Origin of the sequence: Bacteroides muris (ex Afrizal et al. 2022) (genome assembly GCF_004793475.1) — a bacterium.
Taxonomy (GTDB): Bacteria; Bacteroidota; Bacteroidia; order Bacteroidales; family Bacteroidaceae; genus Bacteroides; species Bacteroides muris.
On the sequence record NZ_SRYZ01000018.1, the window covers coordinates 47,585 to 62,364 of the forward strand.

Annotated in this window: 20 protein-coding genes; 12 read left to right on the forward strand and 8 right to left on the reverse strand. The window is 48.0% G+C overall.

Annotated features, from left to right (window positions below; genetic code table 11):
* Positions 1 to 15: 15 nt before the first annotated feature.
* The 10 genes from E5355_RS09630 to E5355_RS09670 all read left to right on the forward strand — a co-directional run bounded on the left by E5355_RS09630 (position 16) and on the right by E5355_RS09670 (position 10,551).
* On the forward strand, positions 16 to 696 hold the full coding sequence (locus tag E5355_RS09630) for a hypothetical protein (protein ID WP_136010196.1): 681 nt from the start codon (positions 16 to 18) through the stop codon (positions 694 to 696).
* A 23-nt stretch (positions 697 to 719) separates the two neighbouring features.
* Positions 720 to 1,391, forward strand: coding sequence for a hypothetical protein (locus tag E5355_RS09635; RefSeq protein ID WP_136010197.1), 672 nt, complete (start codon positions 720 to 722; stop codon positions 1,389 to 1,391).
* A gap of 28 nt (positions 1,392 to 1,419) precedes the next feature.
* Positions 1,420 to 2,250 carry a M23 family metallopeptidase gene (locus tag E5355_RS09640; protein ID WP_136010198.1) on the forward strand — a complete coding sequence of 277 codons (831 nt, stop codon included), beginning with the start codon at positions 1,420 to 1,422 and terminating at the stop codon, positions 2,248 to 2,250.
* A 23-nt stretch (positions 2,251 to 2,273) separates the two neighbouring features.
* The gene (locus E5355_RS09645) at positions 2,274 to 2,555 is read left to right on the forward strand and encodes a hypothetical protein (RefSeq protein ID WP_027200643.1); all 282 of its coding nucleotides are present in this window, start codon (positions 2,274 to 2,276) and stop codon (positions 2,553 to 2,555) included.
* A 3-nt stretch (positions 2,556 to 2,558) separates the two neighbouring features.
* Entirely contained in the window at positions 2,559 to 4,400 is a 1,842-nt protein-coding gene (locus tag E5355_RS09650; RefSeq protein WP_136010199.1) for a hypothetical protein, read from the forward strand.
* Between the two features lie 13 nt (positions 4,401 to 4,413).
* Complete coding sequence (locus tag E5355_RS09655) at positions 4,414 to 6,414, forward strand: ArdC family protein (RefSeq protein WP_136010200.1); 2,001 nt, start codon at positions 4,414 to 4,416, stop codon at positions 6,412 to 6,414.
* 12 nt (positions 6,415 to 6,426) lie between these two features.
* Positions 6,427 to 7,971 (forward strand): glucosaminidase domain-containing protein, encoded by a 1,545-nt coding sequence (locus E5355_RS09660; RefSeq protein ID WP_136010201.1) that lies wholly within the window; start codon positions 6,427 to 6,429, stop codon positions 7,969 to 7,971.
* Positions 7,971 to 8,144 (forward strand): hypothetical protein, encoded by a 174-nt coding sequence (locus tag E5355_RS19430; RefSeq protein WP_167330661.1) that lies wholly within the window; start codon positions 7,971 to 7,973, stop codon positions 8,142 to 8,144. Before E5355_RS09660 ends, E5355_RS19430 begins: the two co-directional genes overlap by 1 nt.
* 80 nt (positions 8,145 to 8,224) lie before the next feature.
* The gene (locus E5355_RS09665) at positions 8,225 to 8,833 is read left to right on the forward strand and encodes a hypothetical protein (protein ID WP_136010202.1); all 609 of its coding nucleotides are present in this window, start codon (positions 8,225 to 8,227) and stop codon (positions 8,831 to 8,833) included.
* A 5-nt stretch (positions 8,834 to 8,838) separates the two neighbouring features.
* Positions 8,839 to 10,551: a zincin-like metallopeptidase domain-containing protein gene (locus E5355_RS09670; protein WP_136010203.1), complete on the forward strand. Its 1,713-nt coding sequence runs from the start codon at positions 8,839 to 8,841 to the stop codon at positions 10,549 to 10,551.
* 80 nt (positions 10,552 to 10,631) lie between these two features.
* Here the strand turns inward: E5355_RS09670 and E5355_RS09675 are convergent, their stop codons facing one another.
* The 6 genes from E5355_RS09675 to E5355_RS09700 are packed head-to-tail and all read right to left on the reverse strand — an operon-like array spanning position 10,632 to position 12,814.
* Positions 10,632 to 11,258: a hypothetical protein gene (locus E5355_RS09675; RefSeq protein ID WP_136010204.1), complete on the reverse strand. Its 627-nt coding sequence runs from the start codon at positions 11,256 to 11,258 to the stop codon at positions 10,632 to 10,634.
* Positions 11,259 to 11,266: 8 nt separating this feature from the next.
* Positions 11,267 to 11,494 carry a DUF7688 family protein gene (locus E5355_RS09680; protein ID WP_136010205.1) on the reverse strand — a complete coding sequence of 76 codons (228 nt, stop codon included), beginning with the start codon at positions 11,492 to 11,494 and terminating at the stop codon, positions 11,267 to 11,269.
* Entirely contained in the window at positions 11,488 to 11,739 is a 252-nt protein-coding gene (locus tag E5355_RS09685) for a hypothetical protein (RefSeq protein WP_008997478.1), read from the reverse strand. The genes E5355_RS09680 and E5355_RS09685 overlap by 7 nt, the downstream gene beginning before the upstream one ends.
* Positions 11,740 to 11,750: 11 nt before the next feature.
* Entirely contained in the window at positions 11,751 to 12,113 is a 363-nt protein-coding gene (locus E5355_RS09690; RefSeq protein ID WP_136010206.1) for a hypothetical protein, read from the reverse strand.
* 51 nt (positions 12,114 to 12,164) lie between these two features.
* Positions 12,165 to 12,497 (reverse strand): hypothetical protein, encoded by a 333-nt coding sequence (locus E5355_RS09695; protein ID WP_136010207.1) that lies wholly within the window; start codon positions 12,495 to 12,497, stop codon positions 12,165 to 12,167.
* A gap of 5 nt (positions 12,498 to 12,502) precedes the next feature.
* The gene (locus E5355_RS09700; RefSeq protein WP_136010208.1) at positions 12,503 to 12,814 is read right to left on the reverse strand and encodes a sulfide:quinone reductase; all 312 of its coding nucleotides are present in this window, start codon (positions 12,812 to 12,814) and stop codon (positions 12,503 to 12,505) included.
* A gap of 69 nt (positions 12,815 to 12,883) precedes the next feature.
* Here E5355_RS09700 and E5355_RS19435 point away from each other — a divergent pair, with 69 nt between their 5' ends.
* Complete coding sequence (locus E5355_RS19435; protein WP_168354315.1) at positions 12,884 to 13,063, forward strand: hypothetical protein; 180 nt, start codon at positions 12,884 to 12,886, stop codon at positions 13,061 to 13,063.
* Between the two features lie 153 nt (positions 13,064 to 13,216).
* Here the strand turns inward: E5355_RS19435 and E5355_RS09705 are convergent, their stop codons facing one another.
* Together E5355_RS09705 and E5355_RS09710 are read right to left on the reverse strand one after the other, a co-directional pair.
* On the reverse strand, positions 13,217 to 13,663 hold the full coding sequence (locus E5355_RS09705; protein ID WP_136010209.1) for a hypothetical protein: 447 nt from the start codon (positions 13,661 to 13,663) through the stop codon (positions 13,217 to 13,219).
* 24 nt (positions 13,664 to 13,687) lie between these two features.
* Positions 13,688 to 14,269 (reverse strand): hypothetical protein, encoded by a 582-nt coding sequence (locus E5355_RS09710; protein ID WP_136010210.1) that lies wholly within the window; start codon positions 14,267 to 14,269, stop codon positions 13,688 to 13,690.
* Positions 14,270 to 14,408: 139 nt separating this feature from the next.
* On the opposite strand from E5355_RS09710, the gene E5355_RS09715 reads away from it, so the two are divergent.
* Entirely contained in the window at positions 14,409 to 14,750 is a 342-nt protein-coding gene (locus E5355_RS09715; RefSeq protein WP_246866922.1) for a hypothetical protein, read from the forward strand.
* Positions 14,751 to 14,780: the final 30 nt, after the last annotated feature.

Genomic DNA, 14,780 nt, shown 5'->3' on the forward strand with positions numbered 1-14,780 from the left:
AACAGAGAGAATGCAATGAGACGGACAATCTTCATAACAATCCTCCTGATGTGTATGGGCATAAAAGTCCACGCACAGTTAGACCCTACCCTTACCGGAATGGTTCTGATATACACCGAAAAGGCAAAGAAAACCTTGAAGAACCAGGAAAAAGTCATGCTACTCCAAACCACCGGCCACATCTGGACAAAGGAAGAGGTGAAAGCCGTCACCGACTTGCAAAGGGAGTTCAACGACTATCTGGATTCGTTCCGTTCGGTTGTCAGCTATGCCGCCCAGATATACGGCTTCTACCACGAGATAACGCATTTGACAGAGAATATGGGCGAGTTCACCGGGCAACTCAAAAACTCTCCGACAAACGCCTTGGCGGTTGCGTTGTCCACAAACCGGAATAAAATATACAGAGAATTGACATACAATTCCATAGAGATAATCAACGATATACGGACGGTTTGCCTGTCGGACAACAAGATGACGGAGAAAGAACGGATGGAAATCGTGTTCGGCATCCGCCCCAAGCTGCAACTGATGAACAAGAAACTGCAACGGCTGTCGATTGCGGTCAAGTACACCTCCATGGGCGATATATGGGCAGAAATCAGCGAAGAGGCACGCCCGAAAGCCAATAAGGTGGAAATCGCCCGATCTGCCATAAGACGGTGGAAACGGAGCGGCAAAGCCGGAGCTTATTAGAATAACGAATAAAACATAAGAATATGGGATTTTGGAGTTCATTATTAAAAACCGGCGGTAAAGCCATATCATACGGTGGCAAGGCAACTGTCGCTACCGGGAAAAGTGTAGGCAACGCTGTGCTGCACCCCTCACAAACACTGCGTGGAGCAGGAAGTGCGTTGAAGACAGCCACTGTCGGAGGTGCTGTCGGTTATGTCGGTTGGGAGAAACTGACCACGGACAAGAGCGTGGTGCGTATCGTGAGCGATGCTGTCATAGGCGAGGAAGCCACCAATGCCATCAGCGGTACAGCCAAGGCAGCCGGGGACAAAGTAAGCCAGCTTACCGACAAGGCAGAGCAGACCATGGCCAATGTAAACCAGGCGACAAGCAACATCTCATCCACTCTCAACGGAGCATCCACCTTCTTGGGTAATGTTTCCAATGGGAACGGCGGCAATATGCTGGGCAACTTCTTCAGCAACCTTGCAAACGGCAAGGTATCGGGAATGAGCATTGCCGGACTGATTGCCGGAGCGTTTTTGGTATTCGGCCGTTTCGGATGGCTCGGCAAGATTGCCGGTGCCTTCCTGATGATGATGACCATCGGCAATCACGCCAACCTGCTGCAAGAAACCACAGTCGCCAACGCACCCCGACAGACACCCTCACAACAGGAAGAACAGACCCATAACGGAGAAATGAGAAGATAACATCCACGAAAACAATATTGCAACAACAATGAAATATACGGAAGAAATGATTTTACATTCCCAAAGCGGCTACTGTATGCCCTTCGAGGAAGACAAAAATAAAGAAGTAACCTTGTCAAAGGAGTACGGTGAACAGAAAGATGCCATAACCGGAGAAACTTCCTTTAATCACGGCATAGACTTTAATGCCGGTCACCGCCCTTTGGCGGCAGTGGCCAGCGGTGTCGTATCGAGCATCGGTACGGACAAGGAATGTGGCGTGTATATTGTCATACGCTACGGTAAATACGAAGTGACCTATGCGCATCTTGCCAATATATTCATCCGTTTCGGGCAAAAGGTAAAGGCCGGTCAGACGGTAGCCATCAGTGGAAGCGACCTTCACATGAAGGTGGCGTTTGACGGAGAAGAACTGAATCCGATAGAGTTCCTGACCATGCTCTACGGCAATATCCAGGCATTTCGCAAAGCCGGGCACGAAGCCACCCACGAATTTATCCAATTTGACGGTGAGATGAAGACAAGATACGACCGTGACAAGGAAGAAATCGAGGAACTGATGATCCGTTTCCTGCCGGTCTATATGGAAGACCTGTTCCGTGGAGCGTACACCGTACCCGAATACACCGAGCAATCGCTGCGGAACGTGTTTGCAGTGGGTGCCACCAAAAATTATTTCTTTGAGACGATGCCGAGCATGGCAAATCCTCTTGGTATCGGCAGCCGTGCCCTGCCGTTGGCAAGCAAGGTACAGAATCTCCTGATAGCGGATTTCCTGAATTACCTTGCCCTCAGGCACAATGTCTATCTCTCCACCATGGGCGAGGAAGTAAAAAAAAACTTCAATCCGAGGCCATAGCGAGCAGTGGAATCATTGACCCTTTGGAAGAATTGGAGATCGATGTGCAGAGTTTTGACATTCCGAGAGTCGTGTCCGTCTATCCCGACCGTGCCGGAGTCCGATGGTGGACAAAGGCCTGGTTCAACAATCGGGAGGAAGGCGAACTTTCAGTAGAGATAGACCGGAACAATGCCATCCGTTTCATTCAGGACAGGATAGAAAAGGATGAATGGTTAGAGGAGTTCTTTCCCAAACAGATGGAGATATACCATAACGCCATAGAGCAGACCAAAGAACAGCTTTTGAACCAATTGAATTATTAGAATATGGGCGAAATCAGACATACAGAGCGTTTTGCAGAGATAGAAAGGATATTCGGTGACTACTTCAATTGCCACCTTGCCCCTGTCATGCGTGACACGCAAAGCTATCTCAACCGCAAGCAGGTGGAGGAAATGGCGGAATACTCTACCAGTGCAGCCGGTATTCTCAGTTCGATGGCAGCCGCCAATAATCCGATGATCGATCCGTACCAGACACTGAAAATAACAGGAGAATGGAACTCCAAGACTACGGAAGACTATTTGGCGATGGTCAAGGACAAAATTTCCGGCAACAAGGATATGCAGACCGACCTGGCGATGATGGCCGGCGAATGGCGTTCCGCTGTAATCGGAGAAATCGGCAGGGATCGTTATGACACATTATCCGGACAATTAGGATGCGACCTTGCCTACGCCTACACGAATTACCGTATGGAACAACTGATGATAGACAGGTTGGTCAAGGAACGTATGCCCAAGTCATCGGCAGACTACATCATCCGCAAAGCCGCACAGAATACGCTGTTAGGCTTGTCAGCGACACTGGGCCAATCACCGCTTGCCGCCGAGATCGAGCAACGTGGCGAAGCGGCCTACAAGCCTTCCAAATTAGAAAAAGGGACAAGCCGTGTCATCGGTGCAGGGATTGACGCCCTCTCTTTAGGCGGTGTGGGCAGTTGGACGAGCTTCGCAAAGTTTGTCGGAGTGGATCTGGCTTTTTCCGCATTGACACCTTCCCAAGACAATAAAGGAAACGGGCAATCGGTGGAGGATTGTATCAGTAAAGGCGTGTTTGGAAGCGAAGCCAACGTCTTTGCGGATTTCCGCAAACAAGCCAGGAGCATACAGAAGGACGAGAATCCGTACATCATCGCTACCAACGAGCGACTGGCCAAGAAGATTCCCATTGAAACTTTTGATTTTACGAAATGGATGAGTGAGCATACGATAACAAGCAAACCCATGTGGAGTTTGGCTGACGAAAAGAAAAACGAGGAACGGTATAAGAATATACCTTTGGTGATTATGCCGGAATACCGGGAAGCCTATCTAAATAGTTTAGAACAGAAGCAAAATAAGGGAAGTGAAGAATCTGCATCTACCGAAATAGCAAAACAGGAAGTTCAAAACACTACCGAGCAAGCTGTTACTCAACAAATAGAGGAAAGTGAAATGTCGGGACAATCGCATTCGGAGGCAATTACGCAAGAAGAACAAGGACAACAAACGGTACAATCCGACACCCGCACCAACGAAAACGGCTGGAACGGACTGTTCTCCTCCTTGGGATTGAACGGCATGGGTGATATAGGCAGAAACTTAGGCTATGTGTTCTCCATGCTGCCCGACATCCTGGTAGGAATGTTTACAGGCAGGACGAAATCTTTGGATATAGGAGACAACATCGTACCTATGGCAAGCGTCTTAGCCGGCTTGTTTGTCAAGAACCCCGTCCTAAAAATGCTGATGATTGGATTGGGCGGTGCCAATCTGTTGAACAAGGCAGGACATGAAGCTATTGACTGGAAACGGAATGAGGGTAACAGCAGGCCTGTATCGGAAAACAGCCCTGTACAATACCGTAGCTATCCGGATGAACCGCTCAATCCGCGCATCTCCAATCCGATATTGAAAGGCAACAACCTGATAGCGACAATAGACCGTGTACCCTGTACCATCCAGCTACCCGAAAAGGTAACAGCCGCCTACCAAGCAGGAGCCTTGCCTCTCAACACCCTTGCAAACGCCATTCTCGCCAAGAGCGACCAGACCAGGGAGATGATGGAGCGCAACTTTGAGAATGGAGAACGGGAGACCATTATAAGAACCAGAGGAATACAATAAAAGACAAGCATATATGAAAGAGAAATCACAGTTTGAGAAAAATGCCTCCGACAAACAAGTGGAACTGCTCTCCAGAGCGTTAAACGGAGCGGTCAGTGCCGGTGGCCATTGGCTCAACGCCACGGGCAAAGGATATCCGAAGTTTTATCCGAAAGGAGTTGCAGTCAGTCCGTTCAACGCCCTGTTCATGGCATTGCATTCGGACAAGACCGGAAGCAAGACCAACCTCTTCACCTTATACAGCGAAGCCAAGGCACGGGGAGAGTCTGTCCGGGAACACGAGAAAGGTGTGCCCTTCCTGTTCTACAACTGGAACAAGTATGTAAACCGGAACAACCCCAACAACATCATTTCAAGAAACGACTACCAACAACTGCCTCCTGAAGAGAAGAACCGGTATAAGGGCATACACAACAGGGAGATTCGCACACTGTTCACCATAGACCAGACCCTGCTGCCCCTTGTTGACAAGAATGTATATGAGACCCTTGTGCAGAAACACGGCAACAGTGTGGAACAAGGATTCGGAGAAAAGGAGCTGCGTGAATTGCTCCCCCGCTTCAATGCCTTTGTGCAAGCCATTTCCAAAAACATGGTGCCCGTCCGCACGGACGGAAGCGGCGTGGCACATTACGACAGTCAAAAGGATGCGGTTTACATTCCCCGTCAAAAGGATTTTGAACATTATACCGACTATGCACAAGAGACCTTGCGGCAGATCATAGCGGCTACCGGACACCAGCAACGCCTTGCCCGTGAAGGCATGGTGATGAAAAACGGAGTGCCACCCACCGAGGATGCCGTCAAGCAGGAACATCTTATCTCCGAAATCGCTTCGGGTATCAAGATGCTGGAAATGGGACTGCCTGCACGCCTGTCGGATGAGAATATCGAGATGGTGGACTACTGGAGCCGGGAACTCAAAGAGAATCCCTGTCTAATTGATGCCATAGAGAGCGATGTGAACAATGCCTTGAAGGTCATACGCAAGGCGGAACGAGGCGAGAAAATCGAATATGCCACCTATCGTAACCACCGGCAGACCGAGCGGATGCAGGAGCAGATGCCCAAGCATTTCTTCGTGGCTGACGAGATCAAGAAACACCCCGACAAGGATAACAAGACCATCGTGTTGGTCATAGACCGACAGGGAAAGAGTGCCGATGTCATCTTGCCTGCCGGCGCATCCTTGGAGGTGAACAACGAGATAAAGGGCATGAACAAACAGCGCATACAGTCTGCCCTGCAGAAAAGCGGCATTGAGCATGTCCGCTTCTACAATCCAGACGGAGCATTGGGGTATCGTCCCGACGACCGCTATTTTGCCGAGAAGCAGATTGAGGTGGCAAGATTGAAGAGCTGGACTTTGGAAACGCTCTCCACCATCGACGCCCATCCTGCGGTAAAGCAAGCCTATGACCTTGGCTTTGAGCAAATCCAGATGGTGCAGGACGACAAAAACCGTTGGGCATTGTATCTAAAACCCGAAGGCAAGTCCGGTTACAGCATCTATCCCGACAAGGATGACCTGAACCGTTTCTTCACCACCCTCAAGCAGTCGTTGGATAACATCGACAAGGTACGTGGCGAACTGGCGAAGAAATACTATGCCTTGGCGGAGAACAAACCCGAACTGAAGGTGGATCTGTTCCACACATCGGACGAGCGCATCGACCTGAACCGCATCCAGCGTGTGGCCGTGTTCAAGACCAAGAACGGTGCGATACTCTGCGCTCCCACCATAGACAATCAGAAGCCACAGCCCCGAAGTGTCACGCCACAACAATGGCAACGGATGTGGCTTGCCGAAGACCGGAACAGCTTCAAGCAGCATTTGGCTGCAACACTCTTTGCGGATCTGCTGAACAAGAGCCAATCACAGGAGCAGACCTCTTCCGAGAAACAGGAAGAAGAGGAGGAGGCAAAAGTCGGCCGGAAAGAGGAAATCAAGCCTGAACAGCCTAAAGAGGAAGTCGAGGAACAGGAAGAGGTATCACGAGGTATGCACCGATAAACGAAACAGAATATGAGCAAGAACCAACAATACGCGGAACAATACGCCGATTTTGCGATGGAACAGATGCGCAAGTATGGCATTCCTGCCTCTGTGACCTTGGCGCAAGGCATATTGGAGAGCAGCAACGGACAAAGCCGTCTGGCCCTGAACGAGAACAACCATTTCGGCATCAAAGCCACTCCAAGATGGATTGCAGAGGGTGGCAAGTACGGATTATACACCGATGACAAGCCCAACGAAAAGTTTTGCAGTTATGACAGTGTGGGTGATTCTTACGAACACCACTCGAAGTTTCTGGTAGAGAACAAGCGGTATGACAAATGTTTCGCCTTGGCTTCCGATGACTATAAGGGCTGGACGGAAGGGCTTGCCAAGGCAGGATATGCCAGCGGCAGCAATTATGCCAAAAGCCTGCAAAAAATCATCGAGGTCAACGGATTACAGAAGTACGACCGGATGGTGATGGCGGAAATGAAAACGCAGGGATTAGAGATCGGACAAGAAATGAATGCCGATGCAAACAAGGAAGCGTATTCATTCCCTGTGGAGCGTGCGGAATTTATGTTTGTCACCTCTCCATTCGGTATGCGCACCGACCCGATGGATGCCGGCAAGCAACAGATGCACAAGGGTATCGACATCCGCTGCAAGGGATATGCGGTACTGGCGACTGAGAACAACGGCAAGGTGGTGGCCGTCAACCACAACGCAAATACCGCCGGAGGGAAGTCCATCACCATCGAATACCCAAGGAGCGACGGGAGCAAGGTGCAGAACACCTATATGCACCTGTCTTCTGTCGATGTCAAGGTGGGCGATACCGTCCAAGCCGGGCAGAAAGTCGGTGTTTCTGGGAATACCGGGACACGGACTACCGGCGAGCACCTGCATTTCGGGGTGACATTAGTTTCAGCGGATGGGCAGAAGCGGGATATGGACCCGGCTGTTTATCTGGCTGAGATTGCCGAAAAAGGCAATATCAAGTTACAAGCTCTGCATAACGGGAATGACCTGCTGGCAAAATACAAGACGGAGGCAGTGGCCACTCCACAAGAAAGCAAGGCTCAAAGCCCTGAAGACTGGATGAAAAAGCTGCTCTCTTCGGAGGACAGCGGTGTCGGCTTATCGGGAACCAACGACCCGATTATGGATATGGTGGTCAAAGCCTTTTCTTCTCTGATGATGCTGGCAGTAGTCATTGACAGTAAGGATGAAGAGGAACAGATAAGTGCCGTTTCCAAAATGGCCGATGAACGGAAAGTGGATTTGACCCCACTTTTGCCACACATGAAAACCTGCGCTCTCGTGGTTGGAGAGAATAACAAAGCCGTATTGCAGGCAGACAACGGCTCCATCCAATTCTCACGGGAGTTGAGTGCCAATGAGCTGAGCCGCCTGTCTGCCACGCTGAACAGTCCGGGACTCTCGGAAGAAAGCAAGCGTATGCGTGTGGCCGGGATGGTCAATGCCCTGGTGCTGTCGCAACAGGCTTCGCAGAACTTCGAGCAGGGAATGTCGGAACAACAGAGCCGGGAGGAACAAATCAAGAGATAATGAAACGCGTGATGATGGAAATAGGATTGTTGTTTGTCGGGTTGTCCATGGCAGCACTGCACACCCTCGTATGCTACAAGCTGTTCGGCTTGGTGGCGACACTCGTGATCATTGGGGTGCAGGTCGTCATCGCCATCGGGATAGCCTGGATTAAAATCCGTGCGCCCGACTAAGACGGTTGCACAGGCAAGTGGTTCACATTTAACAGGATATTCCGGTCAAATGGTCTTGGTAAAATAAAACTACAAGCAATATGATAAAGTGTAATGTAACAGTGTGCGGTACAATCAGCCGTGTGACTACCGTCCGCACCAACAGCGATAATAAAGTGTTCACGGCTTTTGCCGTAAATTGTGTGGTTCCTGCCAAAAGCGGCATCAACAAGACCGTGGAAATCTCCGTCGCCAAAGATGGAGAGGATAACGAACTGAAGAATTGTGCCTTGGGACAACGGGTAAATGTGTCGGGCACGCTGACTTTCAAGAAACGTGGGGACAACCTCTATTTCAATCTGTCAGCTTCGGAGGTCACTCTTTCGGCTTCCAATGAAGATTCCATCAAGGGGGAAATGCACTTCCGTGGAAAGACGGGAAAAAACATTGAAGAGAAGACCGACAAGAAAGGCAAGGACTTTTTACAGTTCTCAGGCTTTTCCGCAGAGAAAGTCAATGACGGCTTCGAATACCTGTGGGTACGGTTCTTTGGATTTGACTGCAAACGTGAAGAGTGGCTGCAACCCCAGACAGGCATCGAGGTCAAAGGCGACATGGAGCTGTCCGTCTATAACGACAAGCTGAACCTTTCCTGCAAGATTGCCGAGATGTCGGTGTATGTCAAGCCTCCGTATAACCCCAATAACTGACAGGTATGGCCGGTTACAAGAAATATAACAACGATGGCCCTTCCGCAGAAGACAAGGCTCTTGACCTTTTTGCGGAAATGATGATCGAGCGCATCGAGACCATCAGCAAGGACTGGTCGAAGCCGTGGATTACCGTGGGAAGTTTGGGGTGGCCGAAGAACCTGTCCGGGCGTGAGTACAATGGGATGAACGCGCTGATGTTGCTTCTCCACTGCGAGAAGAACGGATATAAGATTCCTCGTTTCTGCACCTTTGACTGTGTGCAGCGGTTGAACAAGCCGACTGAAAAACAGGCTAAAGAGGGTGTGGAACTGCCGAGGGTTGCCGTCAACCGTGGTGAAAAATCGTTCCCGGTCATGCTTACCACATTTACCTGCATCCATAAGGAGACCAAGGAGAAAATCAAGTATGACGATTACAAAAGGCTCTCCGACGAAGAGAAGAAGATGTACAACGTATATCCGAAGATGCAGGTCTTTCGGGTCTTTAACGTGTCCCAGACCAATCTTCAGGAAGCCCGTCCGGAACTTTGGAACAAGCTGGCGAATGGGGATGCCGTAAAATTGGACGAGAGCGAGAAGATGTCTTTTGAACCGATGGATGTGATGATCCGTGATAACCGGTGGATTTGTCCCATCAAGCCGATGCACCAGGACAAAGCCTACTTCTCCATTACCAAAAACGAGATTGTGGTTCCTGAAAAGGCACAGTTCAAGGACGGGGAATCGTACTACGGCACGCTTTGGCATGAAATGACCCACAGCACAGGTATCGAGGGGCAGCTTGACCGCATCAAGCCCACCGCTTTCGGTTCGGACGAATATGCCCGTGAGGAATTAGTGGCTGAATTAGGCAGCGCATTGGTGGCACAGCGTTATGGTATGAGCAAGGCTCTGAAAGAAGAGAGCTGCGCCTATCTAAAATCGTGGCTGGAGCAACTGAAAGAGTCTCCGCAATTTATCAAGACCACGCTCTTGGATGTGAAAAAGGCGACTTCGTTGGTTACGCAAAACGTGGATAAGATTGCGGAAGAATTGGAAAAGGGGAAAAAGGAAGAGCAGGACAACAAGCAAGAAGTGAAAGTTGAACAACCTGCATCCGGCGAAAAGATTTTCTATTCTTCCGTTGCCTACCTGCAATCAACCGATGACACTTCCCGGCTGGACGAATTTCGGGACAAGGGTGATTATGAAGGATTGCTCCAAGCTGCCAAAGAGTATTATGACGGGAACGGTATCAATGAGCAATATACCTTTGCCTCTCCTCTCCAGAACAAGGGTGATGACCTGTTGATTGAAGACAAGGATTTTGCCGTGGTCTATAACAACAGCGTGGGTGGCACATACGAGGTGATGCTGAAATATTCGGAACAGGAAATCCGTGACCATATTACCAGATACGGAACCCGTCTGGCAAGCGATGACATCAAAGAGGTAGCAAAGGATATGGTGGCAGAACAGTTCCATGCTATAACGAAACAGCGAATACCTGTCTTTGAAATGCCGAGCGGAGACATTCTCTATGCCGGATATAACAGGGAGACCGACACGCTTGATATCGGTACGGTGGTCAATGCCGGTCTTGTTCCCAACCATCAGTTCCCCTACGACCACGACAATTCTCTCGAATCCAACCTGCAATCCGTCCATTCGGAATTAAGTCAGATGGAACAGTATCAGGAGGAAGAGGTGGAATATAGCGGTGGTATGCACCGATGACTATAATGGGACGTTTGCGTATTTCAATCCAACCGTAGGGAGTTTGTTCTCCTTGCGGTTGGATTGTTGTAGCTATACAGTCAGTCAATATCATAGCCTATCACATAATCGTCATTGATAAGCAGATAGTAGTAGCCGTTGCCACAATTCCGATATTCCTTGCTGAAGCCTGCCGCCATATCGCCATTGTCTCGTGGCTCACACCAAAGCGTTCCGTCATAACCGCAAAAATCAAAGCGGCAAGTGGAAAATTTCTCTTTGTTTTTCAGTGCCTCACGGAAGAGACGCATTGCTGTCGTTCCACAGTATTTTTCAATGGTGGCAAGTCCGATACATTTGCCGTCGATGCGTGTGCCTGTTGTGATGTGGTTCTCGTAAAGGTTTTTATCCAAATCCGCATTGGCGATTTCACGAAGCCAGGAATTTGTATGTGTGGCAAGTCGAGCAAGTTTCTGATATTTCAGAATAAGTTTCCTGTCCGTATTCTCGTCCTGTTCTTGCGAGGGATAGTATATTTGCTCGATGCTTGCCCAATCTGTAAACACATAGCCTTTTGTCCGCTTGCCGAGAGCGATAATGCCAATAACACCTCTGTCTCGGTTGATGAACAAGCGTCTGCGTTTTCCTGCAATCCGCACGTATAAAGACGGAGGATTGGTTTCGTTGCGAAGATAGCTCTCCGCCGGATGAATAGTTGTCATTTCCATATCTGTATCTATTTTTCAATGTTTATTTTACCTGTCCTTACCAATGTACCATTGCGGTAAAGCATGATTTCTCCGGGCTTGAACCCCATTTCTCCGAAGGCTATGTATTTGATATAATCCCGGTACTTCTCGCCTGAAAAGTTTTTACCGCACAAGTTGTTGAAAAACATGGGTATTGAAAACCCATCCTCTCCTGACAACACTGTTTTGCCGTTTTGCCTGATTTCGTCTAACATACCAATTTCCAATTTTCATCATCAATCGTAAGTTTGTTCATTTCCCAATCATACTCCACTTCCGGTGCATTGGTATAGGGAAAATTGATGGTGTAGCCGATTTGTCCGTAGGAACAATGAAGCGGTGTTACACATATTTCCCTGCCAAAATAAAGGCTCGGTGTGCAGTATTTCCGCCAATTAAAGCGGTCTGCAAGGATATTCCTGCAAAGTCTTCTGTAATATGATTTGTCCGATAAAGTCATAATTATGTGTATTAAAGAAATTCCATTTCAAATGCTTGTAGCAATTCATATATTTGTTCTTCGGCATCTTCCATATCCGCTACAATATCCTTGATGTGATAAGGTGCGCCATTCTTGCCGTGTCCGTCATCGCCTATCCACAAATAGGCTTCATAATCGGGGTCAAAACCCTCGTAATACTCTTTTACACTGGCTATGAGGGAATCAATATCCTCGCCCTGCATATCGGCATTGAAGAGAAAATCCTGTCCGTACTTGGTATAGCGTTGAAACTCAAACAATACTCTTGTCTCGTTTTTGTCTTCAACGTTCACGCTCCAGCCTTTTTCTTGGGCAATGTCGGTTATTCTCTGTATCTGTTCTTCGGTAGTCATCTTGTGAGGGTTTTGAAGTGGGGAAACTTTTTACATTTCCCCACACGTGGCTTAATCCGTTACTTGAAAATAATACTCCTGCTTCTCGTCCGACCATTCGGAGGTCATTTCGTCCGCTTCTCTCCATAGCTTGTCATAGAGAATGGCTCTTTGGTTGTCTCTCTCGTGCCACTGCCATATCTTGTGATTGAGTACAAGGCAGAGTTCCGTCCAATACTTGTAGTTGTCTTTCCATTCGGACTTGGCTCGGCTGTATGTGTCGGCTATGGCTTTGTCTCCGAATTTATCGGCAATGGAGAAGTCCTGCCAAAAGGTGGTTATCGGCTCGTAACCGTTCAACTCTGTTATGTTCCATCTTGGGATGGCGATTTGAAGTGCTTTCATAATCGTTATTGTTTATGGTTTTCGTAATACTCTTCGGGCAAATAATAGAGGTCATTCTCTGACAAATGGTCTATGGCTTCCGCTGCCAGACGGCACGCCCATTCGTTACGCTGGTCATATCTTCCCTTGTGCCAGTTCTCCGCCAACTGCTCCATAAAGTAGAACATCAGCTTGGCTTTTTCGTTTACCAAATAGCGGTGGTCATCCGCCAATGCCTTGCCCACCTTTCGGGGTGAAGCCATTTTTCCGTTTACATAGTTTGAGAACTCGTCCGCAAAGCGTTTGTCGTTCTCCGATAATTGATTGTTGTACTCCATTTCTAATGAATTTTGATGTTGAACATTTTTTCTTTTCCCTCTGGTCGGTTCTTTCCCGTCTGAACCGCCTTGGAATTTTATGGATGCGGTAAACGGCTGTCGGCACAGCTTCATGCGACGGCTTTCCCGGCCAATTACTCTTTCACGGAAAGGAAGAATTTGCAGGGAATGCACTTCAAGCCGGAGAATCAAGCACGACAGCAGACCTTTGCATCTGATAAAACCAAGAGCGGTGTGGACGGAAGATGAGCCACGGCAGTTATACCTATAAAAGGAAGATGGCTTGGGCAAAATATAAAGGTTGAGATACAAAAGGAAGCTGCCAACGCAGTTTAGGCAACTCATAAAAACGGGTATCGTGCTTTTGTGAAACCACGTAAGCACGACACTCATTGATAAGAGCTAAAAAGATGAAGGCAGTAAATCACTCATCCTCTGTTCCGGCAAACCGCAAAAGCCCCGAATGATAGTATCTCCGTTTACGCCATCAAGTTTGCTGAACATCTGCAAGGAGTCAAATCCTCTGTCGAATTGCTCCTTGCTGACAGCAGGGGCAAAATGAATAACTCCACGTGGATAGCTTTTTGATACACCTATCCACCCACGCAAATAATCATCGAAATGTCCGTCCGCTTTCGACACATAGAACTCTTGCGAATGAGAACTGCAAATGTTCTTTCCGTACATCTCGTCTCCTAAAATCAGGATTCCGATTTTAGGATTGTACATAAAACGTCTGTTGGCTATTTGAAGAATATCTATGATTTCCTGTTTGATATTGATAACCATCAGGGGTTTCCCAATCTCTCTTTTTGCACGTTTGCCTGTGCCGTAACCTTTCTTTTCCATACTCCAGTCTTTTATGCTCTCCGATTATGCCGATATTTGATATTCGTGAATAGAGCAGTATGCGTCTTCATTTTTTTCTTTCCATTGCATGACAATCGCATTGACATCCTGACGGGATTTAACTTGTACTTCGCAAATATCCTCCAGCCAGTCATATACGCTTTCCAAGTCTTGAAAATACTCGGAATAGTATTCTTCCTCCGAAGTGCATACATCAACATAGTATCTGTCGGGAAAGTATTTGCCCTTATCATCATTCGTCCAATACTCACACATACCAGGTTCTTCCGACTGATAGAAATATCGCAGCGTGGGATATTTCTCACATACCATATCAAACATTTCATTGCAGGGAGACCACGCTGTTTCTGTATTGAACGTAAGCACCTCACCGTTGAATTTGAGGTTATCCCACGTTCCACGGCAATATATCTTTTCCCAACTTTCTCCGAGGGCTTCTACAAGACACCCTAACCACGTAGTTCCAAAACCATTTTGAACGGACGGCTTTTGTCGTTTTTCTAAATCTTTCATTAACTCATAGAGTTTTTTCAATTCTGTTGCGTTGCCCTCTATCGCATACGCAGTGCTGCACCAATTCGGCATAATCGTAAATTTTTATTGTTAGACTTGTTTTTGTTTCCCTCTGCTTGGAAGCCTTCCGACTTCGCCACCAGGATATGTTTTATGTGCGTTAAAGACTGCGTTACAAGGGAGATAAGACAAGTAAACAAACAAGGAGTTAATGAAATACCCAATTTCTGCCTGCCGGAAATTGAGGAAAGTTGTCGTTAAGTCCGGTGATTTGTTAGCCGAAGCGATACTTGGTGTTCTCCCACAGCAGTACCTTTGCACCATAAAACAATCCGCGCGGCGTGGTGGTCGGCTCAAAGGAGAATACTCAAAAAACTATAATGGGTTGTTAGTAGGTAAAACAGATTTGACCTTTGAGTGGTGCTATAAACGGCACAAGTGGTTGTATAAATGGAAGAATTGCGTACATTGCTATATTTTAACAGGTTACATCTACCACTTTGCGGTAGAATTAAAACAGTACATCGCTACGGCAATCAGCGAGCAGCCGTAGCCGGATACATAAAAGCCACCTGCTACATTG